This is a genomic window from Desulforhabdus sp. TSK, from assembly GCF_022836495.1.
In the GTDB taxonomy this organism is placed as follows: domain Bacteria; phylum Desulfobacterota; class Syntrophobacteria; order Syntrophobacterales; family Syntrophobacteraceae; genus Desulforhabdus.
Genome location: NZ_BQXM01000008.1, coordinates 112,652 through 138,503, shown reverse-complemented (window position 1 = coordinate 138,503; position 25,852 = coordinate 112,652). Strand labels below are relative to the sequence as shown.

At 56.2% G+C, this 25,852-nt stretch carries 19 protein-coding genes and 1 pseudogene; 8 read left to right on the top strand and 12 right to left on the bottom strand.

Annotated features, from left to right (window positions below; genetic code table 11):
- Positions 1 to 567: 567 nt before the first annotated feature.
- From MWC30_RS06985 to rffA, 10 genes and pseudogenes are all read right to left on the bottom strand, one after another.
- Positions 568 to 1,239, bottom strand: a complete 672-nt coding sequence (locus MWC30_RS06985) for an RraA family protein (RefSeq protein ID WP_244083443.1) — start codon at positions 1,237 to 1,239, stop codon at positions 568 to 570.
- A gap of 585 nt (positions 1,240 to 1,824) precedes the next feature.
- The gene (locus tag MWC30_RS06980; protein WP_244083442.1) at positions 1,825 to 2,355 is read right to left on the bottom strand and encodes a nucleotidyl transferase AbiEii/AbiGii toxin family protein; all 531 of its coding nucleotides are present in this window, start codon (positions 2,353 to 2,355) and stop codon (positions 1,825 to 1,827) included.
- Positions 2,356 to 2,563: 208 nt separating this feature from the next.
- A pseudogene (locus MWC30_RS06975) lies at positions 2,564 to 2,692 on the bottom strand (ISKra4 family transposase); the annotation flags it as partial.
- Between the two features lie 347 nt (positions 2,693 to 3,039).
- Positions 3,040 to 3,813 (bottom strand): amidohydrolase family protein, encoded by a 774-nt coding sequence (locus MWC30_RS06970; RefSeq protein WP_244083441.1) that lies wholly within the window; start codon positions 3,811 to 3,813, stop codon positions 3,040 to 3,042.
- Positions 3,814 to 4,258: 445 nt separating this feature from the next.
- Positions 4,259 to 5,047, bottom strand: coding sequence for a hypothetical protein (locus MWC30_RS06965; RefSeq protein WP_244083440.1), 789 nt, complete (start codon positions 5,045 to 5,047; stop codon positions 4,259 to 4,261).
- Between the two features lie 104 nt (positions 5,048 to 5,151).
- Positions 5,152 to 6,960: a hypothetical protein gene (locus MWC30_RS06960; RefSeq protein WP_244083439.1), complete on the bottom strand. Its 1,809-nt coding sequence runs from the start codon at positions 6,958 to 6,960 to the stop codon at positions 5,152 to 5,154.
- 786 nt (positions 6,961 to 7,746) lie between these two features.
- On the bottom strand, positions 7,747 to 9,024 hold the full coding sequence (locus MWC30_RS06955; protein ID WP_244083438.1) for an ATP-grasp domain-containing protein: 1,278 nt from the start codon (positions 9,022 to 9,024) through the stop codon (positions 7,747 to 7,749).
- A gap of 1 nt (position 9,025) precedes the next feature.
- Positions 9,026 to 9,685, bottom strand: coding sequence for a trans-aconitate 2-methyltransferase (locus MWC30_RS06950; RefSeq protein WP_244083437.1), 660 nt, complete (start codon positions 9,683 to 9,685; stop codon positions 9,026 to 9,028).
- The gene (locus MWC30_RS06945) at positions 9,682 to 10,668 is read right to left on the bottom strand and encodes a glycosyltransferase family 2 protein (RefSeq protein WP_244083436.1); all 987 of its coding nucleotides are present in this window, start codon (positions 10,666 to 10,668) and stop codon (positions 9,682 to 9,684) included. The genes MWC30_RS06950 and MWC30_RS06945 overlap by 4 nt, the downstream gene beginning before the upstream one ends.
- A gap of 302 nt (positions 10,669 to 10,970) precedes the next feature.
- Positions 10,971 to 12,134: a dTDP-4-amino-4,6-dideoxygalactose transaminase gene (gene rffA / locus MWC30_RS06940; RefSeq protein WP_244083435.1), complete on the bottom strand. Its 1,164-nt coding sequence runs from the start codon at positions 12,132 to 12,134 to the stop codon at positions 10,971 to 10,973.
- A 272-nt stretch (positions 12,135 to 12,406) separates the two neighbouring features.
- Here rffA and MWC30_RS06935 point away from each other — a divergent pair, with 272 nt between their 5' ends.
- On the top strand, positions 12,407 to 14,683 hold the full coding sequence (locus MWC30_RS06935) for a hypothetical protein (protein ID WP_244083434.1): 2,277 nt from the start codon (positions 12,407 to 12,409) through the stop codon (positions 14,681 to 14,683).
- Positions 14,684 to 14,926: 243 nt separating this feature from the next.
- Here MWC30_RS06935 and MWC30_RS06930 read toward each other — a convergent pair whose 3' ends face one another.
- The gene (locus MWC30_RS06930) at positions 14,927 to 16,405 is read right to left on the bottom strand and encodes a glycosyltransferase family 4 protein (RefSeq protein ID WP_244083433.1); all 1,479 of its coding nucleotides are present in this window, start codon (positions 16,403 to 16,405) and stop codon (positions 14,927 to 14,929) included.
- Positions 16,406 to 17,082: 677 nt separating this feature from the next.
- Here MWC30_RS06930 and panC point away from each other — a divergent pair.
- The 5 genes from panC (at position 17,083) to MWC30_RS06905 (ending at position 22,578) form a co-directional block, all read left to right on the top strand.
- Positions 17,083 to 17,934, top strand: coding sequence for a pantoate--beta-alanine ligase (panC, locus tag MWC30_RS06925; RefSeq protein WP_244083432.1), 852 nt, complete (start codon positions 17,083 to 17,085; stop codon positions 17,932 to 17,934).
- A 45-nt stretch (positions 17,935 to 17,979) separates the two neighbouring features.
- Positions 17,980 to 18,354 (top strand): aspartate 1-decarboxylase, encoded by a 375-nt coding sequence (gene panD / locus MWC30_RS06920; protein ID WP_244083431.1) that lies wholly within the window; start codon positions 17,980 to 17,982, stop codon positions 18,352 to 18,354.
- A complete protein-coding gene (gene metK / locus MWC30_RS06915; RefSeq protein ID WP_269467778.1) occupies positions 18,345 to 19,517 on the top strand; it encodes a methionine adenosyltransferase in 1,173 nt (390 codons plus the stop codon). Before panD ends, metK begins: the two co-directional genes overlap by 10 nt.
- A 341-nt stretch (positions 19,518 to 19,858) precedes the next feature.
- Positions 19,859 to 21,115 carry an adenosylhomocysteinase gene (gene ahcY, locus MWC30_RS06910; RefSeq protein WP_244083430.1) on the top strand — a complete coding sequence of 419 codons (1,257 nt, stop codon included), beginning with the start codon at positions 19,859 to 19,861 and terminating at the stop codon, positions 21,113 to 21,115.
- Positions 21,116 to 21,324: 209 nt separating this feature from the next.
- The gene (locus tag MWC30_RS06905; RefSeq protein ID WP_244083429.1) at positions 21,325 to 22,578 is read left to right on the top strand and encodes a murein transglycosylase A; all 1,254 of its coding nucleotides are present in this window, start codon (positions 21,325 to 21,327) and stop codon (positions 22,576 to 22,578) included.
- Between the two features lie 24 nt (positions 22,579 to 22,602).
- Here MWC30_RS06905 and MWC30_RS06900 read toward each other — a convergent pair whose 3' ends face one another.
- Positions 22,603 to 22,920: a hypothetical protein gene (locus tag MWC30_RS06900; protein WP_244083428.1), complete on the bottom strand. Its 318-nt coding sequence runs from the start codon at positions 22,918 to 22,920 to the stop codon at positions 22,603 to 22,605.
- 577 nt (positions 22,921 to 23,497) lie between these two features.
- Here MWC30_RS06900 and MWC30_RS06895 point away from each other — a divergent pair.
- Together MWC30_RS06895 and MWC30_RS06890 are read left to right on the top strand one after the other, a co-directional pair.
- The gene (locus MWC30_RS06895) at positions 23,498 to 24,934 is read left to right on the top strand and encodes a DEAD/DEAH box helicase (protein WP_244083427.1); all 1,437 of its coding nucleotides are present in this window, start codon (positions 23,498 to 23,500) and stop codon (positions 24,932 to 24,934) included.
- 125 nt (positions 24,935 to 25,059) lie between these two features.
- A complete protein-coding gene (locus tag MWC30_RS06890) occupies positions 25,060 to 25,836 on the top strand; it encodes a hypothetical protein (RefSeq protein WP_244083426.1) in 777 nt (258 codons plus the stop codon).
- Positions 25,837 to 25,852 lie beyond the last annotated feature (16 nt).

Below are 25,852 nucleotides of genomic sequence, written 5' to 3'. Positions count from 1 at the left end.
CATGCGGGCTCGACGAGATGAGTGGTGCTCACACATTTCTCGAAGTGTGATCAATTCGGCTTCGGATAATGGCTTTACGTACTTCACGCAGGCTCCTCGTAGAGGCTTTGTTATTAACATCGTAATACCACTTATCCGATTTGATTCATCATATCAACTTTGTTTGAAAATATTTGCTCGGGTACTTACTTCTTCGTCAGTGGATGCAAGCATACCGGCTTTGGACGGCTAACTTCTCCACAATACTCTGCGCTTTGCGGTAATCCGCCTCCGTTCTGAGCGGCCATACCCGGGACACGCACGTCGCAGTATCACCCTCGTTTACAGAGGATCCGGCGTTGGAAGGAATGCCGGCTGCCGGTTTGGGGGAAATGGACAACATCTTAGGAACTCCGCCGTTGCTGAAATACCTTTTGCCTCCCTTCACCTCCGTTGGAAGAGGAAGGGTTGCGCTCGTCATTCCGGCATGCTTTTAGCCGGAATCCAGCCCCACGGCAAATTCTCTGGATACCGGTTTTCGCCGCGGTATGACGGTCTGAAAATGTCAAAAAATATGTGCTCAGGTGCTTATTTCTCTGGCTTCTCGCAGCTGTGCTGGTCCTGGTACTTTTTCAAGCACACCGTTTCGAAGGTATCCCATTTCAAACGGTCGATGCAGTCGAACCAGGTATCTTCCTGCTTCTCGATGAAGTCGAGTTTTTCCAGGAAGCTCTCATTGAGAAGACTTTGAGGGATGACGACCACCCCGCAGTCGTCGCACACCGCCACGGCATTGTCGTAGTACTCGCGCTTTCTTGCCACCAGATCGGGATCCAGAGGGGCTTCATTCCTGCGGTTGAAGCCGCCGATGGGAGTCAACCCGCGCATCCAGATGGGCCAGTTTTCTTTCATCAAGTGAGGAGCGTCCCGCAGGTAGCCGTCCACGACAATGGCCGTGAGCTGGCGATACAGGATCAGGAATTTGGACACGAGAGCCCCGAAAACCGCCCGGTCGCCAAAATTGAAGGTTTCACAGAACAGGATGGATTCCTCCGGCGGGGTGCGGATCTGTTCGTGAAACTCCCAATTGCTCTCGTTGTATGCGTAAGCCCAGAATATTCTTCCCACCTTGTGAAACCCGCGATTCAGGGCCGTTACCCCCCTCACCGCACCCGTCTTGTCCATGCAATCGGCGACTTCCGTCGTGGAAATCCTGTTGCGCTTGATTTCCTGGATGATCCTGTCCGTTATATCCGGCATTCCATAACTCCCTTCAAGCCCTGCACTGCGGTTCAATCGCTAATCCCATAGAGAAATAAAATGTACCACGCCCTCATTGCGCGAGCAATCATCTTGCTCAGTGTTCCAGAGCAATCGCATCAAACCCTGGTTACTCTGCAGGGTAGAGGCCTGGATTGCTCGTTTTCCTTGTTTGCTCGTTTTTCTTGCCGGAAGAGAGCCGCTATGTTTCGCCGGACCCTCCAACTGCTCCATGCGACCCAAATGCTGATGGCCCCTACAAACAAGCCCACGAAGACTCGAGACAACATCTTTCAGATCTCCTTGTTAAGGGACTCTGTCGTTGCTGAAATACCGTTTGCCCCCTTCACTTCCGTTGGAAGGGGAAGGATTGCGCTCGTCCTTCCGGCATGTTTTAAGCCGGAATCCATCCATACACTGCTCTGGATTCCGGCTTAAAACATGCCGGAATGACGAAAAATGGTATCCCGGTAACCTCCAAGTCCCTAACGCCAATCATGAGCGGCGCGCGCAGAGGACTACGTGGTAAACTTCGGACGTGGTCGCGCGCCCGCTCGATGATTTTGTTCGGCCATGCACCTGGAATTACTGCTTCTCTATGATCTCTTTCAAATCTGGATCAAGCAACTCCCACAGGCGAGGATGGCTTTCTACTAGACGGGCTATGTCGCCAAGATCTTTGAGTTTCTTACTTTGTCTTCTTTCCGTGTCCCGCCAAGCTTTGATTTTTCCGCGCAAAGTGTCTTCCAGAGAGGCAACCCGCATAAGAATTCCGTGTATGTCTGCTGGTACGGACCGGCTCGGGAAGTCTCTATAGAAGTCTTCCGTGCTTAACTGAATACTGACTTTGGAACGGCCTCGGAAATTGATTGACCATGGAAAGCGTTCAGATCTAAACCCGGCCTCTTCAAGAACTTTTGTGACAAGCTCCACTGACTCTGCCGCAACAACGAAATCAACATCTTGAGTGACCATGGCTTCAGCCGCCCAGTGGTTTACAGCTATGCCTCCGATTGCGCACCATGCAAGATCTGCTCGCTCAAGACAATCGACCAAACGCATGACATCGTCTGTGCCGCCTGCTGTCTGCCAGTCATAGAATTGTTTTGGGGTCATGTTGTGTCCTTGATCATGCTTTCTTTATGCCGAACGCCAAAAATCAGCGGCACCAAACCACGCGGCTACCGAGCCTGAGGAAAGGCCACGGAATTGGGGCGCATCCCCCGTTTTTTTTACAGGTCGGTATTGAGCTCCGTTTCTTCCCTGGGCGGACAGCGGTGATGGGATGGCGCTCTCGATGCAACTCGATCACTCTGTCGTAGGTCCCGTTGTACTTGGCACAGCGGAGCTTGAGGATGTTGTTGGCGCAAGTCGGATACCACCATGCCCCTGTCCGTTTCAACCTGCCGTGGCAGATCATCTTGTTGGCCGATTCGATCGCACCGGATCCAATGTGGTAGCCGCCCCGCCTGGCGGAGGATTAGTCAAGCCTGCCGGAGCGTTTCGTGAGATGCTCGATCGCATTGTCCATGAGCTTTTTCGCTTCCTCGGATGCCGGCTTCATTCTATTGAGGCCTCCGAGAACTTGGGGTTGCTCACTCAAGCAAAGTCTTACCAGGGTGGCATGGACCCATGCAGAATGGTTGTTCCCATGTCCATTTATTCTAAGGGACTCCGTCGTTGCTGAAATACCGTTTGCCCGCCTTCACCTCCGTTGGAAGGGGAAGGATTCCGATCGTCATTCCGGCGTGCTTTTAGCCGGAATGACGTAAAATGGCATCCCAGTAATTTCCAAATCCCTTAAATCCCCAACAATTCTCTAGCGTTTTCTCCCATTACCCGTGCCTGCTCCGCATCGTTGAAGCCTACTCGCTCCATGAGCTCCCGCACCTTGGCTATGGACTTCGCCATATCCATGTGTGGAAAATCCGACCCGAACAAGAGGCGGTCAGGCCCGAGTTTTTTCATGGCAAAAGCGATGTCCTGTTCCACCGAGCTTCCCTCAAAATACAGTGGGCTGAAGGACAGGTCCATGTAGAGATTGGGGTTTTCCTTCGCCATGAGGGTCGCTTCCAGCACCTTGAAACCGCCCAGGTGGGCAATGATGATGCGCGCCTGGGGGACGTCCTGTGAAAGGCGGGCGATCAGTCGCAGGACATCCAGACCGTAGCCGGCAGCTCCATAAAAAAAGGCGTCCATGAGCACCGGAATGTTCAGGTCGGCCGCCAGACGGGTCAGCTCAACGACAAGGTCTGCATGGGAATCATTCATCTTCTGCAGCCGCGGGTGAAGCTTCAGGCCCTTGAGCCCCCCCTCCCGCACAGCTTGAGCAAGCTCGGCTAGACATGCATCGGGTCGATGGATGTCCACGGAAGCAAAGCCGACCAGTTCAGGGTGCGCCCTGCAGGCGTCGCGGATGTCTTCATTCGGTGTTAACGGTGCAATGGGCAGGAGCACGGCACGGTCCACTCGGCATCTCTGCATGTCCTCAGGGAGGGAGGTCAATACCAAAGAATCGTTCGGCGCCTGCCGTTTTTCCGAGACGGGAAGATGCGTGTGGATATCGATGATCAAGACAGGGGCTCTCCATTGTCATATCCAACCTATATGCACTGTCAAAGAAGTTCTGCCGGGTAAGACAACACCCCCGCTGCCCCCCTCAAGGGGGGAATCAAAGGCGCGTACCCCGCGAAACAAAACTGACAGAGCACCAGTACACTTCGGCGAAAGTTTTCATCCTAAGGGACAGAGCGATTCCCCCCTCGAGGGGGGCAGGGGGGTGTGAGCGTCACCACACATCCCCCTTGATCCCCCTTCAAAGGGGGAATTAAAAACCTCCTGGACCAGGTGATGACTTTCGCCGCGCTGTACCAGGCGGTTCCGCGCTGCGTCCACTCTGCGGTATGCAATTGGAAGGTTGATGCAGTGGCTGCATTTTCGGCTGCGGCAGGGGTGGATGCCGGCTTTCGCCGGCATCATCATGGTAAGATGAGGACAGCCGCGGACATTGCTGACGATCTCAGGGTTTTTTCGATTCTTGGTCTTGTTTTTCAGGCTTTTCGGACGGGACAGGCGGGTTTGTTTCCTTCCCATCCGTGCCCGCTTCCGATTGCGGCACCGGTGATGCCGCCGGCTTGCCTGCGTTCTCCAATGTCTTCTGCTGCCCTGCTTCCTCCGGCGCAGCAGCTTTGGGCTCGGCGGGTTGGGGAGGTTCAGTTTTAGGGGCTAACGGTGTATTGGGCTTTTCACTCTTTTCACCCGTCCCAGGTGAAGCCTTTGGATCCTGAGTCTCACCACGCCTCCCGGTGTAAACATGATACCATTTTCCGTCGTAGAATCTCCATTCCTCTGTGTGTCGGCCGATCATCCCCTCCTGGGGCTGGTCCTGAGTGAAAGTCCAGCGGTAGCGGATCTTCATGGTCACTGTGCCCTTGTCTCCTTCCATACTCACGCTTTCCGGCTCCGCTCCCAGCCATTCCACACCACGCCCAATGCTCGTAAGGTATATGCTTAAAGTTACATCCTTCACCGAGTCGGGCAGTTCATAGGCAAACGCCTTCTCAAACTGCTGCTTGAGCTTCAAGTCCCAGTATTCAGCAGACCGTTTTTTCAAATTTTCTTCCGTCCTCTGAGAAGTCAAAGCCTTACAGGACAGGAGGGTTGCAAGTGACAGCAGCAACGCAGCTAATAAAATCAGATTGCGAATGTATTTAGACTGCATGTATAAACCTGTTGTTCCTTTCCGAGGTTGTTGTTCGCTATTCACGGACAAAACCTTGTCAAAATCTGCAAAAAAAAGCGGACCCACTCACGCGGGTCCGCCTAATTCTTCAGTAGCACGCATTCGGCTTCCGGTTAGAGCCGCTTCACTACAAACCGCGCGCTACATGTAACTTCTTTCGTCCCTTGAACTTAGAACCTGATGTTCAGAGGATCTTCACAACCAGCGAAAGGCGAAGACTGTTCGCAGTCGTTCGGATTGTCGAACGCAGGCGTGAAGGAGCGCGCATGCAGGAAATTGGCAAATTCGAAATCCAGAACCTGAACCATCGCGGGGATCAGCCTGTCGTATCCAAACGCAGAAGCATTCACGTTGGTTGCAAGGCAATTGAGGAGCGGCATAGCTTCTCGATTGTACGCAAGGTTCTCACTGACACGGTAGGTATTGCGCGGATCGTTATTGGTTGGACCACTCATCAGTCCAAAGCCCAGCATTTCAAACCAGCCGGCATAGAAGGTGCCGTCTACATCCAGGGGACCCTGTGCATGCGTGAGGAAGCAGAATTCGCTCAGTTTCGCCCTGGAGAGTGCGCCGATGGGCACACAGTTCACTTCCCATCTCAGGTTTGTCAGCAGGTACGGGGACGGCACGGAATAAGGCTGTTGCTCATCCAGACCGTAAATGCTACCGTACAGAGAAATCGTGCCTACGGTACCAGGTACGTTGATCAAGCCTCTCGCGTTGCTGGCATCAGCAGGCCGTCCAACGGGCCACGGGACGGGAGTGGGGTCACCCGCAAAACGAGGATAGGTGAAGAAGAAATGGAGGTACTTGGTGGGGAAGGTGATGGTAGCCATCGAGAAAGTGGTCCGTTCCGCCCTGAAGCCACCATTGAAGTAGGTCGACGTAACTTTTTGTTTTGCCAGAGCATCGTCCACTTCGTCCAGGCTGAAACTATCAACCGCGGATGCACCCCCTCCGCTCAGGTCATCACCATCGTTCCAGGTGGGACCGAAGTTGGTGGCCCAATCCGGATCGGTGTAAGCCGGGTCAACTCTTGAGCTGTTGTTGAAGCTCAAAGGGTTGTAAACGATGGCGCCCGCATCGCCGATGCCACCCAGAACCACGCCGCGGATAAACTCATCGCGATGAGCGAAACCACAATTGGTTCTGAAATCAGCAAGAGCCGTCATGGCATAGCCGGTGTAGAGACCATTGGTGAAGTCACCCATGAACACCTGGCCGGTGAGCACGTTTCCAAGGTCAACAGGGATGACGGAACGAGACGCACCATCGGTGAATGTTGGGTTCAAACGGTACGCTCCACCGGGAACGCCATTGTTGAAGAATGCCTGCTGCAGATCCTGGAAGGTAACGCCTTTCATAAAACTTTCAGGGACATTCAAAGTGATGTCGTCACCATTGCGAGGATCAAATCTAAGCTTCCAAAGGCCGATAACCTCGATGTAACCGATAGCCAACTCCTGGACGCCTTTCTGCTCGGCGGGAAGGCTGGTGAAAGCATTCAGGATGGAGTTGCTGAGATTGTTTTCCCATACACCGGTGGTGGACAGGCCGGAGTTGATCACGGTTTTGGTGTCCGCACTCCAGATCCTGACGCCGGTCAGGCTGTTCGTCCCCACGCCCTCAAACTGAAACCAGAAAACATCTTTAGGCGACAGCAAAATCGGGAAGTCGATGGCTTCAATGCTGTAGCGCCCGGTGCGCAGCCGCACATGAGCCGCCACCCAGTCATTGCTGGTGTTGACAATGGACACGTAGGTCAGGAAGTTCGCGTTGTCCAATTCGCCCTGAAAGTTGGTTCCCACCGTGGCACGGTACCACTCACCGATCAACGCGTCACCCTGTCCACCCTGGTTCATGCGCAGGGCATTTACCGGCTGAATCAAGTTGGTCGGATCATAGGACGTGGCCTGCGCCTGCACTGCCAGCCCAAGGAACATAGCCAATGCAAGAAAAACACAACTATACTTTTTCATTCCTCTTTCCTCCTCATAAAATTACACAGCTTGCAAACAACCATAAACCGGCTTCTTTGCTCTCTTTTCCGCTTATCTTTTTCTATCTCCTCCTCTCTTTTGGTTGACCGTTCACATTTTACCCCCTTGTACCACCTATTACGTACTGGCGCATTTACATCACAAAATTACAATTGGGTCAAGGAAAAAAAGCTTTTTGTCGGCGGTGCTCTTCTCTTGTCCGCCTTTTCTCCAAGTCTTTTCCCGCCCGTTCGTCCGGCAAGGCTCCCGGCTAGTGCTCCGTCAAAAAAGGTTGCCGGGTAAGACAACACCCCCCTGCCCCCCTCGAGGGGGAATCAATGGGGCGCACCCCGCGAAACAAAACTGACAGAGCACTAGGGCGTGTACGCAAACCGCGATTACGCATATCGTCGATGTTCAGTGCGACGAAAGCCGGATTCAGAAACCCTCAGAAAACCTGGGTTCGTCCTTTCTTCGTAATGACGAAGCATCTATATCTCAAAATCTCAAAGGAGCTGAAGACTTTGCGTACACACCCTAGTACACTTCGGCGAAAGTTTTCATCCTAAGGGACAGAGCGATTCCCCCCTCGAGGGGGGCAGGGGGGTGTGAGCGTCACCACACATCCCCCTTGATCCCCCTTCAAAGGGGGAATTAAAAACCTCCTGGACCAGGTGATGACTTTCGCCGCGCTGTACTAGTAAGGAGGGACATCATCCTGATACATCGTAGAACCCATTGATTGACCAAAAAGACCAGCAGCTTAAAAAATAATCTTGAATCGGGTCAATCCTTTACAACGATATGCAACGACTGTTCCACGTGTTGAGCCACGGCACGCGCTTCGTCCCGCCCGGCCCCTGCGGTGATGACAAAGCCGTGGCGGCTCCGATCGTCTTCGATCCCCCCGATTCTCTCGCCGGGAAGGTAGTTGCTGAAAATTTCGATCACACCCGGTAAATTTCTCATTTCCCACAGGTTGGAGAAGCCCTCGAATCGCTTCCCCGCAGAGAAGGTCAGGAAGCGCAGCTCGGCCCCGCGGGTATGAGCGCGTTGCACCGTCACCTCCCGGCCCATGAGGAGACGCAGGAGAGCGGGGGTGGGGTGAAAGCCGCACACCGCCGGAACAATGTGAGTGGGAATGCGCGAGCCTCCGCCCCGGGCCGCGATTTCCACCAGCCACGGCAGCCCGTCGGCATCCACCATGAATTCCGCATGGGTGATTCCAAAGGGTATTCCCATGGCTCTGACGGTAGCTTCACTGGCCCGTGCGATGCGGTCGAGAACCTCACGGGGAAAGGCGGCAGGATAGGTCAGTGTTTTGGCCACACCCGGAAGGTTCGGAAAATGCTCCTTGTCGGATATGGCCAGGGTATGGGGCTCCCCATCCACCACGAAGCCTTCCACGGTGCATTCGATCCCTGTCAGGCAGGTTTCAAAGATCGCCCCGCCCGTCGAAGAGCATGCGGCGGCCGTGGCAAAGGCGCCGTCAACGTGCAGGGGCTCAGCGTCCACCACCAGGCGGCCGACCCCCCGGCTCGACTGGGCGTCCAGGGGTTTGTAAAACAGCGGAAGCCCCAGGTCCTTCACGGCGGCCCGAGCCTCTTCCGCGCTGCGGCAGACCCGAAAGCGCGGCTGCGGAATCCCCGCCGCCTCCGCTCGCTGCCGCATCAGGCCTTTGTTCGTGACGGCATCGGCCACAGGAACGGGAAGCCCCCGCAGCCCCAGGCGCTCGGCGACCCGCGCCACGATGGGAACGGCGAAATCCGTCTGCTCCGTCATGACGGCATGGACGCCCCGCGACCGGCCAAGCTCCACCAGCCCGTCGATGTCCTGCAGCGGTATCCGAACGGCTTCATCGGCGACTTCAAACCCCGGCGCATGGGGGGTCCCGTCGGCACAAACGACATGAAAGCCCATGGCCCGCGCAATCCTGATGACCGGGACCTGCCATTGCCCTCCCGGGAGGAAAAGCAGGCGCTTTCCTCGGAATTCCGAGTGGTCCAATGCAGCCGGGCGCAGAGGACCTGCCGGCACATCTAAAGATGTATCTATTTCGGACAATTCAAAATCTCCCGCAGGGTAAGGGATGAAACGTGGCGTGCTCGGCAATGCGATCGTCCTTGAACATGCAGAGGGCGAACTCGAAGGGTAGGTATGCATGGTTCAAGGCAACCCGGCGCGTCAATGTTTTGGCAAACACGAACGCATGCTCGGGGGAGGTGTAATAAAGGTCTTCCCGTTCGTAGTCCACGTAGGATGTCAGAAAATCAACGGCGACGGCCACTTTGCAGCACGAAAACATTTTCCCGAGAGTCCGCGTCACATAATCCCAGTGAGCTTCGCCCTCCAGGCGGGCGTTGAAGATCCCCGACGCGAGAACAAGGTCAAAGGTTTGACCAGCCTGAAATTCGGAGAAATCGGCCACCGTGAATTCTGCTCCGGGATAGGCTGCCCGCCCCACCTCGATGAGGTCTTCTATAAAATCGACACCGGTGTAGGTCCCCTTGAACCCATGCTCCAGGAGGAAGGGATAGAGGTCTCCAAAACCGCAGCCCACATCCAGGACGGAAGCAAGGGACTGCAGGTCGCAAAAGGATGTCAAAGCTTTGAACCGCTCCCCCTGCTTGCCCGAAGCCCAGCCGAGGGTCCTCGGATCATGCCCGTATTGATCCAGCCGCTTCCGATAGCGATGGCGGTAGGCTTCGCGGTCTTCCGGGTTCACGGTCTGCGCTCCCTTTCCCCACCCCGCGCCAGGGGAGGATAGGATGTTTCACGATCCACGATGAAAAAGGGACGTCTTTGAGCTTCCGTGTAGACACGCCCCAGGTATTCCCCGATGATCCCCAGGCAAAACAAGATGATCCCGAAGAAGAGCATCTGCCCGGCGAAAATGGATGTATATCCCAGCAGGGGCTTGTCGGCGATGAAATAGAGATAAAACGCCCGAAGGAGGATCAAAAAGGCGAGTCCGCTCAGGATGAAGCCCGAAGAGACCATCAGCCGGAGGGGGTACCCCGAAAAGCCGAAAGCGATGTTCACCCACACGGAGATCAGCTTGGCGAGGCTGTAACGGCTGCGGCCCGCACGGCTCGCATCGTGCCGCACCTTTATAGAAGTCTGGGGAAAGCCGACCCAGGCGACGAGGGCTGCAAGATAGGTGTGGGTTTCGGGCAGCCGGAGGATCTCCTCCACCACCCGCCGGCTCATGATGCGGAAGGCCCCGATGGAATCGGGGCTGAGGTTGTGAAAAAGCTTGTGCATGAGCCAGTTGGCCAGTTTCGATCCCCAACGCCGAAACAAGGTATCCTGGCGCTCCACCCGGGCGCCGCACACGACGTCATACCCTTCCAGTGCCTTGGCGTAGAGCTTCTCGATCTCCTCGGGGGGGTTCTGCAGATCGTCGTCCATGGTGACAATCCAGCGCCCGGCCGCGACCGTCAGGCCGGCGGCGAGGGCCGGGTGCTGCCCGAAATTGCGGGAGAGCTTCACGAATTTGATGTGGGGGTCGACTTTCGCTTCCCTCAACAACACACCGGCGGAACCGTCCCGGGAGCCGTCATCCACAAAGACAATCTCGTAGGATGCCCCCAGGCGCGTCAGTGCAGGTGTCAGGCGCTGGACTAATTCGGGGAGGGTCCTTTCGCTGTTGTACACGGGGATCACGACGGATAGTTCGGGCGTCTCGATCCCTTCAAAAGCGTTCAAATGTTCTCTCCACTCTCTATTCTATAAACTTGGTGCAATGAAAATCAGGCTCGATATACTGCGAACGGATCAAATCTTGGCTTTCGTAGGAGCGGCTTCCAGCCGCGACACAAATAGCCGGCTCATAATAGAATCGCGGCTGGAAGCCGCTCCTACAGGATCATCAATCAGTCAAGATCTCACCGATTTGGAGTATAGATCCGCAGATTTCGCAGATTAGCGCAGATTAAAAACCCAGGGTTGGCGGCAAAGATTTAATCTGTGCAATCCGCGGATAAAAACAGGTGGAAGCCATCGAGATCTCAACGATTCACCCGGTAGAAGGCGGTGACGAGCTCCGCCACCCGGTCCACATCGTCTTCGGTCATCTCGTAATAGAGCGGCAGGCGCAGCAGCCGGTCGCTCATGGTGTCCGTCACTGTCATTTCCCCGCTGACGCGGCCGTATTTGAGCCCGGCCTCCGAGGAATGCAGGGGGACATAATGGAAGACGGCGTAGACCCCCCGCTCCTTGAGATACTCTATGAGGCGCGTACGGTCGGCCATGGACCGCGTGATGAGGTAGAAAATATGCCCATTGCCGGAGCACGCCGTATCCTGGTGAGGCAGTTGGATCACCCCCGAACGCGCCAGGGGCTCCAGTTGCACCGTGTAGCGGGCAAACAGCCGCGAGCGTTGGTCGATGATCTGCCGGCCCTGCTCCAGCTGGGCATAGAGGAAAGCGGCGATCAGGTCACTGGGAAGAAAGGATGAGCCGATATCCACCCAGCTGTATTTGTCCACTTCCCCCCGGAAGAAGCGGCTGCGGTTGGTGCCCTTGTCCCGTATGATCTCCGCGCGCTCCATGAAAACCGGGTCGTTGACGAGGAGCGCCCCTCCTTCCCCGCTGATGATATTTTTTGTCTCATGAAAGCTCAGGCAGCCCAAATGTCCGAGGGTCCCCAGGTACTGGCCGTGGTAGGTGGACAGCATGGCATGGGCCGCATCCTCCACGACCAGGAGCCCGTGCTGAGCGGCAATTTGGAGGATCTCGTCCATGGCGCAGGCAAATCCGGCGTAATGCACCGGGACGATGGCCTTGGTGCGCGTGGTAATGGCCGGCTCGATGAGGGATTCGTCCAGGTTGAGGGTGTCGGGACGGATATCGATGAAGACCGGTACGGCGCCCCGCAGCACGAAGGCGTTGGCCGTGGAGACGAAAGTGAACGAGGGCATGATGACTTCATCGCCAGGCTGGAGATCGCACAGGATAGCGGCCATTTCGAGCGCCGCGGTGCCGGACATGGTGAGGAGCGCGCCGGGGCAGCCCAATTTTTCCTGGAGCCAGGTGTGGCAGAGACGGGTGAATCGCCCGTCGCCGGAGATATGCCCATCGGCCATGACGGCCTGGGTGATGTTGTAAAGCTCCTTCCCAACAAAAAAGGGCTTATTAAAAGGTATGTTCGGCTTGGGGCACTCCAACTTCATTCCTGCGGTCTCTCCTCAATTACTGCATTACTTCCTCCCGGCACGGTGAACCCTCCGACAATGTCGCTTTGACTTATAGAACCAAGTGGCGTAACAAGTCGAGGGGAAAAAACGGCGGTACGGAGATTCTGAAACCCTAAATGGACCAACTTTCATGCACGCTATACGCATTAAGGATTGAAAACTTCACTTTTGTAGGAGCGGCATCCTGCCGCGACAGTGAGCCAGTCGCGGCAGGATGCCTGCTCCTACAAAAACAGGGATCCGTCAAATTGAAAGTTTTGTGCCTCATCAAGTATAAGTTCATCACAGGCATCCAAAACCTTCCCGTCTATGGGCGGCATCTCCTGATCTATGGTAGCTACCTCGCCTGGTCGTGCCTTCTCACCTGGCCGCTGGTGGCGAACCTCGGCCAGTCGATCCCCATGCCGTCCTACATTCACGATCGTCCCTGGGTCCACAGCCTCTGGGGGTACCTGTGGTGGCTCTGGACGATCAGGGACTCCCTGCTCAATCTACATGCTCTGCCGATTTATACGGATTATGTCTTTTTCCCCGTGGGCATCAAGAACGTGTCGGCTTGGATCCAATGCATCTACCCTTCCCTCTTGTTCATCCCCCTTGCCACCGTGTTCAATCCCATCGTCACGGGAAATATTCTCCTGCTGCTCTCCCTGGCCGCGGGGGCATACGCCGCTTTTCTCCTGGGGCGGCACTGCATCGGGCAGGACGCGGGAGCGTATGTGACGGGGTTCGCCTATGCTTTTGCCACGCCGCAACAGGCCAACGCCCAGGGGCATCTCCTCATCATGACGGCATTGCCCCTCATCCCGCTGTTCATTCTTTTTTTCATGAAGCTCGTCCAGGAGGAAAAGCGCGCCAATGTCTACCGGGTTTGCCTGATCTTTCTGCTGCTCTGCTTTTCCTACTGGTATTACACGACCTTCGTGCTGATGTTTGCACTCATTTATCTTGCCCTGCTGGTTTTTTCTGGTGGAGCGGAGGGACCGCGCTCGGCCTTATGGAAGCTCTTCCAACGGCTCCTCGGGGTTGCGGGGATCTGCGGCGTCGTCCTGGTCCCAGTCCTGTGGTTCATCTACACACAGGAGGAAATTTCTTTTGCCTCCCCCAAGATGCAGGCGGAGGAATGGAGCGTGGATCTCCTCGCGTTTTTCCTCCCCAGCCATGACAGCTCATTTTTCGGCACATGGACCCGGCAAATCCGGGAAAACCTTCTTGCCAATCCCACCATTCAGTCGGCCTATCTCGGCTACCCTTTTCTGATCCTCGCCGTGGCGTCGTTTTTTCAACGCAACAGAAAGCCGCTGATCCTCTGGACCGTTGTCGGAGGGATTTTTGCCCTGCTTGCTCTCGGCCCCGTGCTGCATATCCATGCCAAAGCCATTTCTTACATCCCCGGCACGAACGTTCCCTTGCCCATGCCTTTTCTTTTGCTGCACCGGCTCCCCATCCTCAATTCCATACGGGACTGCAGCATGTTCCTGGTGATGCCTTCTCTCTGCCTGGCCGTCCTGGCGGGATACGGGGTCAGCGGCATCCTGCGGCGAGTGCGCTGCAAGCCGCTGGTCTTTTCGAGCATCCTGGCCATATGCTTCCTCGACAGCCTGATCCTTCCTTTCCCGACCCACCGGGTGCAAATTCCCGACGCGTATACAGAAGGGGAGCTACTTAGGGGCGAGGGCACCCTGGTCGACATTCCCCTGCGCTCCGATGTGCCCAAGTATCAGTTCGACCAGATCTTTCACCGCAAGCACCTCCTGACGGGGAGCTTTACCCGGATGCCGGAATTCTACAATTCATACGGCGAAGGCATATGGATCCTGGATGTCTTCAAAAATCCCGCTAAACTGCTTGAGTCTTCCTGGAACAGGAGTGATACGGATGCGGACAGGGCCTACGCCGCATGGGTGCAGCATTTTTTCAAAATTGACACCGTCGCGGTGCATACGCAGCTGTTGTCCCAAGGGGAATCCAAGGCTCTGGATCGGTTCCTGCACGAGCACTTCCAAGTTTTAAAGGTTCGAAGCAATTCCGATGGCACGATTCTCTACGGGCTGGGGGCCGTGGAGGCTCCGGAGCTGCCGACGCCTTTCACCATCGATTTCAGGAAGACGGACACGGCCCTTTACTTGAAGAAGGGCTGGGCCTGGGCGGAGCCCATGGGACCGGAGCGCACGGCGGCGTGGTCGACGGAAAAAACTTCGGAGCTCTTCGTCCTGCTGGATGCCAGGAAGAGCCAGGTCCTCTCTTTCAGTGCGCTGCCCTTCTCCTACCCCGGGGCCCCCCGACAAACGGTCACGATCTACCTGAACGATCGCAATGTGAAGACGCTCTCATTGAATGCTGGAGAATGGGGCAGGTTGGCCGTTCCACTGCCGCCGGAAGCTCTTGTGGACGGCGTGAATGCAATCAAGTTCGAGTATGGGTATGTCGCGAGCCCTTCGGATGTCATCCCGGGCAGCACGGATACGAGAAAATTGGGAGCGGCTTTCGAATCCATCGAGCTCGCGACGTCCCCAGGTTTCTAAGAGGCTGTCTGAGAAATGAGGCAATCACGCTTAGTGCGGAAGATCATAAATTCGCAGCCATTTCGTTGTAGGAACGGCTTCCAGCCGTGACAGGAGCAGATGACCGCAACCTTTGTCGCGGCAGGATGCCGCTCCTACAAAAAATGAAGGTAAACGGCTGCGTGATTGCGAACCTCGGCACTTAGCATGCATTTTGTTGCGTCATTCCGGCAGTCTTCAAGCAGGATTGACGGGTTGAGGCGGTCACGAAGGCCGATCCTTCATCCCCCCGGCCCGCTCCTTGATGAAATCCTTGAGAGGCAGAAGCCAGGGCCATCTCCGCCCGAGCACCCATTCCCTCACGGGCCGGATCAGCGGGTTGCCGGAGACAAGCAGCTTCGTGATTTTTGCAGGATATCCGCAGCTGCAGCCGCATCTGCCTCTCGGCCAGAATTTTTCGGCAAGCTCCTGAACCCGTGAGTAATCATTCCCCGTGGGGAGAGATGCCCCTGTCTTCAGGTTTGAGTGTGAGTCGGCAGCACGTTCGGCATGGAGGGCACGGGCCTGGTGCAGGAGGCGGGTCATGTTGCTTCCCATGTCATCCAGGCGGAAATGCCGGCAGATGCGCTCGCGGGCATTCCGCCCCATGGCCCTGCGTTTGGAGGGGTCTGACAGGAGGGTCTCCAGGGCCGCGATGTAAAGAGCCGTTTCCCGCTCTGTATCCCCCACGGGCACCAGGATACCGCACTCTTCGGTCACCAGCTCCCGCTGGCCTCCCACATCCGCACCCACGACCACCAAACCGCAGGCCATGGCTTCATAAAAGGTGAGGGCAATGCCTTCCCACCTGGAGGGGAGAAAGAAAATATCCGCAGCCGCCATGAGCTCACGCACGCGCATGCTGGATACCTCCCCCAGCATGCGGGCACAGTCCGACAGGCCGTGCCGGCCCAGAAAATCTTCCAGCCAGCTTCTGTCTTCGCCGTCCCCGGCAACCAGCGCCACAAAATCCCGCTTTGTTTCCCGCAAGCCCTTCATGACGTGGGCAAAGACCCGGGGCTGCTTCTGAGGGCAGAGGCGGCCGGCATAGAGGATGACGGGGGTGCCTTCGGAGAGATCGAATTCCCTGCGCACGGACTCTCTCAGGGTCTCGTCGGGTCTCCAGGCATCCGGATCGACATTGATGGTGCAGACATCCACACGCTCGGCGTCCGCCCCCCGCTCCACCATCCATTGTTTCAGGTGTTGACTGGTCACCAGCGTCAGGTCGAGGTCGGCGCGGTGATCGATGGACAGGCGCGGGAAGCCTCCATTCATCCAATGCTCATCCTCGAGATGGCAATAATCCACGAAGGTCGTTTCGGGAAACTGCCTTCGCCAGGAAGGCAGCAGGTAGTACCCCAGCTCGCTTTGAGAGATCATCACCACGTGAGGCTTCCTCTGCCGTATCCATTGACTCAGAAGATCAGGCAGATCCTTCGAGGAAAGGCCGTCGTCCAGGATGAAAATGTCCCGGGTGAAGCGTGAAAATTCAGGAAGCCAGGCGTTGTCTCCCCTGAGGGTGGTGGCTATGGATACATCCCAGCCCCTTCGGGTCATCTGCTGCACCAGGTCCAGGTTGAACTTGTCGGAGCCCCCCACCGTCAGCCACGGGAGAACCATCAGGAGGCGGGGCCTATCCCCTGGCGGACCGAAAGGGCTTGGAACGCCGGGACAAGCTGAATGGGGTAAAGTCTGCTGCATCAACGACTAGCCTCCTGATGTACTCCAAGCGGATGAGATCCCGACTTGTTGGTGAACCTGTAGGAGCGGCTTCCAGCCGCGACAGGAATGGCCGAATCTCGGTAGAATCGCGGCTGGAAGCCGCTCCTACAGGTTTGGTACCCTATTATTTGTCAGCTGCCTGAGGCTTTCTAAAAATTCGTTTCCTCGTCATTCCGGCAGTCTTTTAGCCGGAATCCACCCCAACGAAAAACCTGGATTCCGGCTTAAGAACCGCCGGAATGACAAAACAAGGTGCATGTTCAGAGTGATTGACTCATTTTTTAGACAGCCTCTTATAGGCCGTAATCAGCCATCAAAATTTCTATACGATCATCCAGCCATTTATCAAGATAAAGATGCGCGTATCGAAGCAGCCATTCTCATTCTGATAAATTCCCCCGTTAAGACCTTCTTCCCGCCCCTCCCTCGGGTCGTTCCGGCAAGGGAGCGAGTGGCTCTCCCAATTCGATATAATTCTTGACAAAAATGAGCTCCCTTGTTACTGAACAGCCGGTTTTATCAGGATTGGTTTTCGCCTGGATTGAGCTGGAACCGGGACGAAACGACCAGAAACATTTTGAGGCTTCCGTGGCATTGCGGCCATGGAACGGATGTAGAATCGGAGCAGGTCCGACTCAGCACAAGAAGGAGAACCCATGCGCATCATCGAAAAGGTTTCCGAGATGCAGCAGCAGGCCGACGCCTGGCGTCGGGAAGGAAAAAGGATCGCCCTGGTGCCCACCATGGGCTATCTGCACAGGGGACATCTGACTTTGATGCAGAAAGCCCGGAATCATGCAGACATTGTCGTGATGAGTGTATTTGTCAACCCCATACAGTTCGGTCCCGGAGAGGATTTCGAACGGTACCCGCGAGACATGGAGCGCGACGTCCGCCTGGCGAAGGAAGTCGGCGTCGATGTCGCTTTTTCACCTTCGGCGACGGACATGTACCCCGAGGGATATCAAACCCACATAGAAGTCACGGAAGTGACGCGCCCCCTGTGCGGCAAGAGCCGCCCCGGGCATTTTCAGGGCGTCACCACGGTCGTGGGCAAGCTCTTCCACATCGTGAAGCCCCACACGGCCATATTTGGGGAAAAAGACTTTCAGCAGCTCGTTGCCATCCGCAGAATGGTCAAAGACCTCAACATGGACATTGAAATTCTCGGCCATCCCATTGTCAGGGAGGAGGATGGTCTGGCCATGAGCAGCCGGAACGTCTATTTGAATTCCGAGCAGCGAAAGAATGCATTACGACTGAGTCAATCCTTGAGGGAAGCTCAAACACTGGTCCGGCAGGGAGAAAGGAACAGCGCGGCGGTCCTGGCCCGGGTCAGGAACATTCTGGAAGCAGGAAAAGACATGCGCATCGATTATGCGGAAATGCGCCACCCCGAGACACTCCAGGAGGCTTCGCAAATAGAGGGTCCCGTCCTCTTGGCCCTGGCTGTCTTTGTGGGAGCCACCCGCCTCATCGACAACCGCGTTTTAAATGCTTCCGCGTGAAGGACACTTCTTTCAAACCGCATTCCATGACTTCAGGAGAAAACAATGCAACGCTTGCTGCTCAAATCCAAAATACACCGCGCACGCGTCACCGACGCCGACCTCCATTACGAAGGCAGCCTCACCATCGATGAGGAGCTCATGAAGGCCGCGGACATCCTCCCTTATGAACAGATCAAGGTCTACAACGTCCACAACGGCGCGCGGTTTGACACCTATGCCATTCCGGGACCCGCAGGAAAAGGGGATTTTTGCCTGAATGGAGCGGCGGCCCGGATGGGAGCCAGGGGAGACCTCATCATCATCGTCACCTATGCCCACTACGAGGAGCATGAAATCGCAAACCACGAGCCCAAGGTGGTCCTCCTGGGTGAGAATAACAAGCCTTACAAGAAGGAGAAGATTTCATCATGTCCATGAGTCATTTTTTGTTCACTTCAGAATCCGTAACCGAAGGGCATCCCGATAAGGTTTCCGACCAGATTTCGGACTCCATCCTGGATGCCATCCTCCAGCAGGACAAGGCGGCACGCGTGGCCTGCGAGACCCTGGTAACGACCGGCCTGGCCTTCGTCGCCGGTGAGATCACGACTTCGTCCTGGGTGGATATTCCCGACATCGTGAGACAGACCATCAAGGACATCGGATACAACGATTCCGACATGGGGTTCGACTGGGCAACCTGCTCGGTGCTCACCAGCATCGACAAACAGTCGCCCGATATCGCCATGGGCGTGAACCCCGGGGAAGGGATGTTCGAAGAACAGGGAGCCGGGGACCAGGGCTTGATGTTCGGATTCGCCTGCAACGAGACGCCGGTGCTCATGCCCATGCCCATCTATTATGCCCACCGCCTCACGCGCAAGCTCGCGGAAGTGCGCAAAAACGGAGTGCTCGATTTCCTGCGCCCCGACGGAAAAAGCCAGGTCACCGTCGAATACCACGATCACCACCAGCCCAAGCGGGTGGATACCATCGTCATCGCCGCCCAGCACACCCCCGCCGTCTCTTACAAGAACATCCGGGAAGGCATCATCGAAGAGGTCGTCAAGAAAGTCATTCCGGCGGAATTGATCGACGACAAGACCAAGTTTTATATCAATTCCACCGGGCGCTTTGTCATCGGCGGCCCCATGGGCGACTGCGGCCTGACGGGGCGCAAGATCATCGCCGACACCTACGGGGGCCAGGGAAGCCACGGCGGCGGATGCTTCTCGGGGAAGGACCCCTCCAAGGTCGACCGCACGGCATCGTACATGGCCCGCTACGTCGCCAAGAACATCGTCGCGGCGGGACTCGCCGACCGCGTGGAAGTACAGGTTGCCTACAGCATCGGCGTGGCCGAGCCTGTTTCCCTCATGATCGATACCTTTGGAACCGGCAAAATTCCCGCCGACCGCATTTCCGAGATCGTTCGGGAGCTTTTCAGCTTCAAGCCGTCCAACATGGTCAGCCATCTGAGGCTGCTCCGCCCCATCTACCGAAAGACGTCGTGTTACGGCCACTTCGGCCGGAACGACCCCGATTTTTCGTGGGAAAAGACGGACATGGTGGAAGCCCTTCGCGAGAAGGCGGGTATCTGATCGTTAAACGTGCGTTGATCTTCACCTGAACGATAAAATCCCCCCTGCCCCCCTTTATTAGGGGGGGGGAATGTACGCTACCCTCTCTATCAAAGTGAAAGTTTGCACCTCCCTTTTTATCAAAGGGGAGGTGGCTTTGTGCCTCCCCCTTTATCAAAGGGGGATCGAGGGGGATTTTCATGAGATACTGGGATCGGTTGAAATTTGGACTTTTGTAGGAGCGGCTTCCAGCCGCGACTCTCTTGGGAATCAGCTATCCATGTCGCGGCTGGAAGCCGCTCCTACGGGGTCAGCAAAAAGTCACGATCTCGTCCATGCAGAGCATAACTCAAGGAGACTCAATGGAATTCGATATCAAGGGCAAAAGCCTGGCGGAAAAGGGAAAGCTCCGCATCGAGTGGGCCGCTCAATCCATGCCCGTCCTGCGCTCCATCCAGGAGCGCTTCAAGAAGGAAAAACCCCTGAAGGGCCTCCGCCTGGGGGCATGTCTTCATGTCACGACGGAAACCGCCTTCCTGGCTCAAACCCTCCAGGCCGGCGGGGCCGACGTCCGTCTCTGCGCCTCCAATCCCCTCAGCACCCAGGACGACGTCGCGGCATCCCTCTCCATCCACGATCAGATTCCCACCTTTGCCATCAAGGGAGAGGACAAGGAGACCTACTACCGCCACATCCACGCCGTCCTCGGAGGCAAACCCCAGATCACCATGGACGATGGAGCCGACCTGGTGGGCATTCTCCATTCCGACCGCAAGGAGCTGCTGCCCGGAATCCTGGGGGGCACGGAAGAAACCACCACGGGTGTCATTCGCCTTCGAAGCATGGCTGACAGAGGGGTCCTGCAGTATCCCATCATCGCCGTCAATGATGCAGACACCAAACATCTCTTCGACAATCGCTACGGCACCGGCCAAAGCACCATCGACGGAATCATCCGGGCCACCAATCGCCTCCTGGCGGGCTCCTACTTTGTCGTGAGCGGCTACGGATGGTGCGGTCGTGGTGTCGCCATGCGGGCGGCGGGGATGGGAGCCAAGGTCATCATCACGGAAGTCGATCCCCTGCGAGCCCTGGAAGCCGTCATGGATGGTTACCAGGTCCTTCCCATGGCGGAAGCCGCCAAGCTGGGCGACTTTTTCTGCACTCTCACCGGCGACATGCACGTCCTCAGGCAGGAGCATTTTGAAGTCATGAAGGACGGGGCCATTGTTTCCAATTCAGGGCATTTCAACGTGGAAATCGATCTCGACGCCCTGGAGGGTCTTTCTTCCGCGCGACGCCAGATCCGGGACTTCGTGGAGGAATTCACCCTCAAGAACGGCCGGCACATCTATGTCCTGGGGGAAGGGCGCCTCATCAACCTGGCGGCCGCCGAAGGCCACCCCTCCAGCGTCATGGACATGAGCTTTGCCAACCAGGCCCTCTGCGCCGAATACATGTACCTGCACCATGCGTCCCTCGATAAGGCAGTGTATCGCGTGCCACTCGAAATCGATAAGGAAATCGCAAGATTGAAGCTCGAAAGCATGCAGGTGCGCATTGACGTCCTGACGCCCGAGCAGGAGAAGTATCTCAATTCCTGGGAGATGGGGACCTGATCAAGGGAACCGCATCGTATTGCCGGCGCCTCCGCAAGGCTGAGATCTGAACTACTTGCTTTGCTCGTGGGAGCGGCTTCCAGCCGCGACTTTTTCCATCGATTATTTTTGCCGCGGCTGGAAGCCGCTCCTACAAAAGCCAGCTTATCAACCGTTAACAGCATACAGGTTATCACCCGTAAACAGCACAGTGGAGTCAGGTGCATGAAATGCATCTAACCCTTTTTCCGAGCCGATTGACGGCCTTTTGCCTCATGCCGATGTCCAACGTTCCGGCCAGGATTGTGTCCGGGCTGCTGCAGATTCTCCTCGTGTGCCTGCTTTGGAGCTGCTCGCCCCCCATGAAAGAGGGCCCGGCAAGAGCCCCGGGGTTCGAGCCCGTCCCCCTGAGTGAGATCCCCGCCTTCGAGGATGACCTGGACGTGGACTCGTTGCGCCAGGCCGTCGCAGGAAGCATTTCCTTCTATGACCGCATCCCGGACGACAGAATGTTTTCGTTGGGCGATATGCCGCTCCGGGCAGACCAGCTCAAAGCCACGCTGAAGGAATTTTCAAAACTCCTGGACGCCCATAAAATCGATCCCGCCACCATTGCCCGGACCTTCGATATATACCGAAGCCGCAGCGCCGAGTCCTCGGGGGAATCCCTTGTGACGGGATATTATGAGCCCGTTCTGGACGCAGCGATGCAGCGGGGTGGTGATTTTTTATACCCCATTTATCGCATTCCGCCTGATTTGGTGACGATTGATCTAGCATCTTTCAATCCAAAATTGTATTCTGATCAAAAAATTGTAGGGCGCGTGGAAGGAAGCCGCGTCGTTCCGTACTATACCCGCCAGGACATCGACACCGGCAAGAAACTGGAAACGACGGGCTGCCAGCTGGCATGGCTCAAAGATCCCATCGACGTCTTCTTCCTGCAGGTTCAGGGGTCCGGTATGCTCCGACTGCCCGATGGAAAAATGCGGCGGGTTGGATATGCGGGTGCCAATGGACATCCCTACCGCAGCATCGGGAAATATCTCCTGGAAAAAGGAGTGATGGCGGCAGAAGAGATAACACTCCAAAGCCTCAAGGACTATTTGAGGAATCATCCCCTGGAGCGGGATGAAATTCTTTCCTATAATGAAAGCTATGTTTTTTTCCGATGGATAGATACAGGTCCCATCGGAAGCATCAATGTGCCATTGACGGCGGGACGGTCCATCGCCACGGACCCGCAGTTTTTTCCCAAGGGCGCATTGGCATTTTTAGAAACAAAAAAGCCTCGTCTGGACGCCCAGGGCCAGGTCCTGGGATGGGAGCCATTGCAACGATGGGTCCTGAACCAGGATACGGGAGGGGCCATCAAGGGGCCCGGACGAGCGGATCTTTTTTGCGGCACGGGTGAAGCGGCCGAATGGACGGCCGGCAGAATGAAGCATCCAGGAAGGCTTTATTTCTTCTTGCTGAAGAAATAAGGGGCCCCGGAATTCCTGGAGGGCTCAGCCATCCGTCTTGGAGGGAAGCGCTGCTACGGCCTGAAACAGAATGCGCATTTCGTCGAAGCACCGGAAAAGCGCAACGGCAGCCTGTCTGGCCTGGCTCTTTTCGCCATCGTCACCAAGGGAAAGCAGACCGAGGAGAGCTCTCTGTGCACCCCTGAAGTGATCGGTAGTGAGCTCCGCGCGGAAGCTCAACTGCTGCAGGATTTTTTCGGGGTCTGCGTTTTCCAGGATTGCGTCCAATTCTTTCTGCTTTTGCTGATACTCAAGTGCCAGGTGGCTGAGGATTTCAATGGAATCCTGGGAAAAGTCTACCATGGGGCCGTCCTTTTCTGGTGGGTGGGTTTGCTTCAGTCGACGCAGCAGGGCAGAGTGACGCCTGCACAATAAGTTTTCACACGTTTTTATTTTAGCACAATCGTTCTCCCAGTATCAGGATTGATCGGTTCCCAGAAGTTTAGACAGATTTGCCCCTTGGCAGAGCATTAATTCCATACTAATATTCTAGGGAATAAGGCAGCTCACAAATAATAGAGTACCAGAACTGTAGGAGCGGCTTCCAGCCGCGACATCGGAGAAGCCGCCATGCGCTTGGTCGCGGCTGGAAGCCGCTCCTACAAAGCAAGCCATCCTTTGGTAGGTTATTTCTTTGGAGTTGCCTAAGTCTTCCTTTGAAGACGATCCGCTTCTTTGTTTAAAGATTTTGAAGTGCAACTCCGATCTGAAGCCAAAGAACGGTGAAATATGGTAACAAATGGTGCGCCTCGACACTCTTTTTCGCCCCTCGGTGGAGCGCTTTGTCCATCACCGGAGGATGCGTTACAGCCGTTTCAGGCGGGTATTTTCTGAAGCAAGTTTCATTTCGGTGGCTTTCCAGCTGTGAAAGGTATCCAAGATGTTTGCAAAAGTGCTGAGCATACTGATTGCCGACTCGATCAAGATTCCCACGGAGGGACTGAATCCGTTGCTGGAGCGCAAGATTCATGAGCGGTTGGTGTTCACCAACCCCGAATACGAGATGCGGCACAACCGAGGGGAATGGATCGGGAATATCCCTCCCCAAATCAGCTGCCTGCGCCAGAAGGGCCGCAGTTATCTCCTTCCCAGGGGCTTTCTGGACCAGTTGATTGAACTGTGCAGAAAGTGCCAGCAGCCCTTTCGACTGGTGGATCATCGGAGGTCTTTCGATCCCCGCCCTCTGGAATTTCATGGTGAGCTCAAAAGCTACCAGCAGGAGGCGGCCGAGGCGCTCCTGGAAAAGGATTTCGCCACGCTGGTCGGGGGACACAAGAGCGGCAAGACCGTCATTGCGCTCTACACCATCGCCCAGCGGCGCCAACCCACCCTCATTCTCATTCCCAAGCTGGAGCTGCTCCAGGGATGGCTCACCAAGATCGAAAACTTCCTTCAAATTCCCACCTCTGAAATCGGGGTGTTTTCCGAAGGGGCTCACCGGGTGGGGAAAAACATCACCATCTCCCACACCGGTGAGGCCATGCGCCATTGGAAGAAGATCGCGGATCAGGTGGGCTATCTCATCGTGGATGAGTGCCAGCGGTGCCCCGCCAAGGTCATCACGCACACCATCCCCAATTTCGACACCCGTTACATGCTGGGCCTTTCCAACACGACACAACGCAAAGACCGCCTTTCCCGCATCGTTTACTACTATGTGGGAGACGTCGTTTATGCCATCAATGAAAAGGACGCACGGGAAGGACGGGGGATCATCCACGCCCATGTCATCGCAAGGCCTACGGAGTTTGAATACCCCTACCATTCCCGCGCCGACTACGCCCCCATGCTGCAATCTCTCATGCAGGACAAAGCGCGCATCCGCATTATCGCCGACGACATCGAGCGCGAGATTCGGAAGGCTTCCCATCCGTTGCTGGTCCTTTCCTCAGACGAGAATCATGACGAGGTCCTGCGTGCGGAGCTGAATGACAGGGACATCAAGGTCCACACCTTCTTACCGGCGGGTAAGACAGGGGCTCCGTCGGATGGGGATTCCCCCGGCAACGGCTCCTCCGGCTGCCGGAGCCCTCTTCCTTCTGAACCTGTAGCGCTTTTTGTGACCCCCCAGACCCTGACGGAATGCTCCAGGATGCTGCATTCCAGCGTCCTTTTTTTGACTGTTCCCACTTACTTTCGCAAGACGCTCGCCAACGCCATCGGTGAAATCCACACCAACGGGAACGGCGAAGGCGGCAAGCTCAAGATTTACGATTACGTGGATCAGCGCATCGGCCTCCTGGAAAACTATTTCAGGATGCGCAGCTACAACTACGGGGTTCACCCCGATGTACTCCTCAATCCAAGCATGAATTGACCTTCGGTGGATCTGCACTCCCAGCTCCGCCTGCAGTTCCTCTCCCGAAGGCCGTGCAATCCTTCATGCTTCCCCCGAGCCCCCAGGGCGGACGAGGATCGGTATAGCAACGAGCTCCCACGGATATGAATGGTCGGACGGACAACACCAGGATCGCACTGGCCCCTTTTCTTCGCTCCTGCCCGTCGGTCCTCACTCTGGGCGTCAGACCGGCTATCCACGATTATCCCCCCGAGGAAAAAGAATTGCTCCGTCGGGCACACCGCGTCTTTTTTCCCACTCCACGGTATGCGGGCCTTTTCCAGGCTGCAGGCATCCCGACCTTTCCCCTTGCCACCACGTATCACTATCAGCGATCCAACGTCCTGCAGGCAAATCTCTTTCAGTGCCTCCAATGGCCTCATCCGCACACCCGCATCTATTTTGGAATGCGGCAAAAGCGGAACATCCCCAAAGATTTTCGGTTTCCCCTCTGGGCCATGGGGCGGCGCGTTGCGTCGGCCGGTGCTCATTTCGTTGAGGACCTCGAAGCCCTGGAGGACCTGTCCCAACGTTTCAATCCCCTGGTTGTTCAGGAGCACATCCCCTGGGAGGACCGCATAGACCTCGTTTGCGTTCATTTTCAATGCGTAGCCGCCCTTCGGTGCGTCAGTGACGGGGCAGGACCCGCCGCCTTCGCATTCATTCCGCCGGGCCACCTCCGCCTGCAGGAAATCCTCGAAGCCACGCATCGTCTCGTGCACCTGGCGCAGCTCGACGACATTTGCGTGGAATGGGGGTACGGTCGGCACCAGTGGCAGGTGATCGGATTGAGACGCCCTCCCCTGCAATGGATGACCCAGCAGGGTCCGGTCCACAGACATCGACTCATCGGTAGCCTGATTCAGGAAGGCCGGTTATAAAGGGTTTATAAAGGAG

Bases quoted from the DNA above. Each gene is read 5' to 3' on its own strand.
- MWC30_RS06900 (WP_244083428.1), bottom strand. From the start codon at position 22,920: ATGGTAGACTTTTCCCAGGATTCCATTGAAATCCTCAGCCACCTGGCA.
- MWC30_RS06930 (WP_244083433.1), bottom strand. From the start codon at position 16,405: ATGCAGCAGACTTTACCCCATTCAGCTTGTCCCGGCGTTCCAAGCCCT.
- metK (WP_269467778.1), top strand. From the start codon at position 18,345: ATGTCCATGAGTCATTTTTTGTTCACTTCAGAATCCGTAACCGAAGGG.
- MWC30_RS06985 (WP_244083443.1), bottom strand. From the start codon at position 1,239: ATGCCGGATATAACGGACAGGATCATCCAGGAAATCAAGCGCAACAGG.
- MWC30_RS06980 (WP_244083442.1), bottom strand. From the start codon at position 2,355: ATGACCCCAAAACAATTCTATGACTGGCAGACAGCAGGCGGCACAGAC.
- MWC30_RS06905 (WP_244083429.1), top strand. From the start codon at position 21,325: ATGCATCTAACCCTTTTTCCGAGCCGATTGACGGCCTTTTGCCTCATG.
- panC (WP_244083432.1), top strand. From the start codon at position 17,083: ATGCGCATCATCGAAAAGGTTTCCGAGATGCAGCAGCAGGCCGACGCC.
- rffA (WP_244083435.1), bottom strand. From the start codon at position 12,134: ATGAAGTTGGAGTGCCCCAAGCCGAACATACCTTTTAATAAGCCCTTT.
- MWC30_RS06895 (WP_244083427.1), top strand. From the start codon at position 23,498: ATGTTTGCAAAAGTGCTGAGCATACTGATTGCCGACTCGATCAAGATT.
- MWC30_RS06960 (WP_244083439.1), bottom strand. From the start codon at position 6,960: ATGAAAAAGTATAGTTGTGTTTTTCTTGCATTGGCTATGTTCCTTGGG.
- ahcY (WP_244083430.1), top strand. From the start codon at position 19,859: ATGGAATTCGATATCAAGGGCAAAAGCCTGGCGGAAAAGGGAAAGCTC.
- MWC30_RS06890 (WP_244083426.1), top strand. From the start codon at position 25,060: ATGAATGGTCGGACGGACAACACCAGGATCGCACTGGCCCCTTTTCTT.
- panD (WP_244083431.1), top strand. From the start codon at position 17,980: ATGCAACGCTTGCTGCTCAAATCCAAAATACACCGCGCACGCGTCACC.